The sequence below is a fragment of the Dethiosulfatibacter sp. genome (assembly GCF_983023055.1).
In genome coordinates this window covers 1-2,226 of record NZ_CEZJXU010000427.1, presented here as the reverse complement: position 1 = coordinate 2,226, position 2,226 = coordinate 1, and the positions used below count along the sequence as shown (strand labels likewise).

At 37.1% G+C, this 2,226-nt stretch carries 2 protein-coding genes; both read right to left on the bottom strand.

The features are described from left to right. Window positions 1–119 precede the first annotated feature (119 nt). Complete coding sequence (locus AC3AX0_RS11980) at window positions 120–1,394, bottom strand: uracil-xanthine permease family protein (protein ID WP_487550513.1); 1,275 nt, start codon at window positions 1,392–1,394, stop codon at window positions 120–122. 189 nt (window positions 1,395–1,583) lie between these two features. Then, window positions 1,584–2,159, bottom strand: a complete 576-nt coding sequence (locus tag AC3AX0_RS11975) for a hypothetical protein (protein ID WP_487550512.1) — start codon at window positions 2,157–2,159, stop codon at window positions 1,584–1,586. Window positions 2,160–2,226: the final 67 nt, after the last annotated feature.

The following is a 2,226-nucleotide window of genomic DNA, read 5'->3' as shown; positions in this document are numbered from 1 at the left end:
TATAAAAATATAATGAAATAAAGAGCAATATAAAATCCGGCTGCATCTAAAAGTGCATAGCCGGATTTTTTGTTATTATAATATCTTATTGTTTTATTAGTAACTGGGTTCTGATTATTTTATATTTCTGTTGGAAGAACCTTATTAAGAACCACTCCTATGAAGGCTGCTATTGCAAGTCCAGAAAGAGAAAGTGTTCCACCCATGTGGATATTGTCTATTGCTATTCCGGTTACTAGTATTAGGGATGCTATCATAAGGTTTCTTGAATGTGCAAAATCAAGCTTTGCTTCAACCATTGTCCTTACGCCTACACTGGCTATCATTCCGAAAAGTATTATTGAAACCCCACCCATTACAGGAGCAGGGATAGATCTTATTAAAGCTCCAAATTTTCCAACAAAGCTCAGTATTACTGCGAATACTGCAGCAGTTCTTAAAACTGAAGGATCATAAATCTTAGTCACTGCAAGAACACCAGTATTTTCACTGTATGTAGTATTTGCAGGTCCTCCAATGAATCCAGCGATTAGAGTGGCTACACCATCTCCTAGCATTGTTTTGTGAACTCCTGGATTCTTGAAAAAGTCCTTTCCTACTACTGCTCCGTTTGTTGTTATATCTCCAAAGTGTTCAATGAAAATTACTAATGCTATTGGAGATATTGCTGTGATTCCTGAAAGTGTGAACTTAGGCATTGTAGTAAGGTGATCCATTGCAGAAGAAGATAGTCCAAGCCAGCCGGCTTCCCTTACAGCTGTGAAATCAACAAGACCAAGTGGAACTGATACGAGATATCCTACTATTACTGCAATCAGTATTGGAACGAGTTTGAAAAATCCCTTTGCAAATATTGATACTATTATCATTGTCGAAACAACCACAGCCGCCACTGCTACCGATGCAACATCAAAAGTACCTATTTGTGTAGCTGTATCGTATGAATATCCAGCCATTCCCAAAGCTACTGGTGCTAGTCTAAGACCTATTACCATGATTACGGGACCTGTAACTATTGGTGGGAAGAAGGATTTAACTTTTTCTACTCCAACCAATTTTATTACTAGAGACATTAATGTGTAGATTATTCCTGCTCCGATGACTCCTGCTTTCACAGCGCCAATTCCGTCGGAAGACAGTGTCATTGCTATTGCTCCAATGAATGCGAAGCTTGAACCGAGGAATACAGGTACCTGTCCACCAGTTATAAAGTGGAACATAAGTGTTCCCAGACCTGCACTTAAAAGTGCCAGGGAAGGGTCGAGTCCTGTTAGTATGGGAACCAGCACTGTAGCGCCGAACATGGCTAAAAGGTGCTGAAGCCCAAGGACTATCTTTTTTGTACCTGTAATACTTAGTGATGATTGTTCTTGATTGATTTTATTTGCAGACATGCAAACCTCCATAAATTTGTTTTGATTATCGCGACTTATGAGAATGTTGTCTAAGAGACAAAAAAAACTTCTCGCAAGGCAAGAAGTTTGTATAATTTCATATACTCTGTTTATCTCCTTGTTGGTCTCTCGGACTAAGTTAAAAGATTTAATATTCCGTATATATAATATAGAGAACAAAAGAGTTTGTCAATTGTTAAATTTTAAATCGTAGTATTTTTTTATTGAATCGTGTATTTCTTTCCAATTGTATACTCTTTCAATATTTTCGGGATTTTCATATCTGTTAAAGCCTGTGTCTATAAGAATTACCCTGATATTGTCTCCTGCCAGCTTCTTTGCAGTTTCCAGGTTATCTTCTATGAAAATATCACAATTAAGTTCATTGGCCTTGTCATTTTTTTCGAAGGATCCCAGATGGTATACCTGTGAATAAATACTGTGGTTCTTAAGCCATTGAACTGTTATAGGTTCTATATGGCTTTCCCTTGCAGTAACGTAGTATACGTTGCTGAATTCTTTCATACTGTCTATGGTATCTTTAGCAAAGGGGCGAATGGTTGCCGTTTCGTGCATTTGGTCTGAAAATTTGTGGTAAAAATCATCGAATTTCTTGTAGTCGAATTCATTGTCCTTGAAATAGTCTTCCACTGTGTCGTCGCTATATACATAGTTCGTACCAAAATAGTCGTTGGCATATTTAACCCAGTAGTCTGGCATTGTGACAGTGCTGTCTATATCAATACATATGTTTATTTTTTGCATCTTTATACCTCATATAATTCTGAAATGTTTTACACAATACTAACACAAATTTTTCATTTCGTCTACA

What these genes read in the sequence shown, in the direction of transcription:
- AC3AX0_RS11980 (WP_487550513.1), bottom strand. Translation starts at nt 1,394, where the DNA reads ATGTCTGCAAATAAAATCAATCAAGAACAATCATCACTAAGTATTACA.
- AC3AX0_RS11975 (WP_487550512.1), bottom strand. Translation starts at nt 2,159, where the DNA reads ATGCAAAAAATAAACATATGTATTGATATAGACAGCACTGTCACAATG.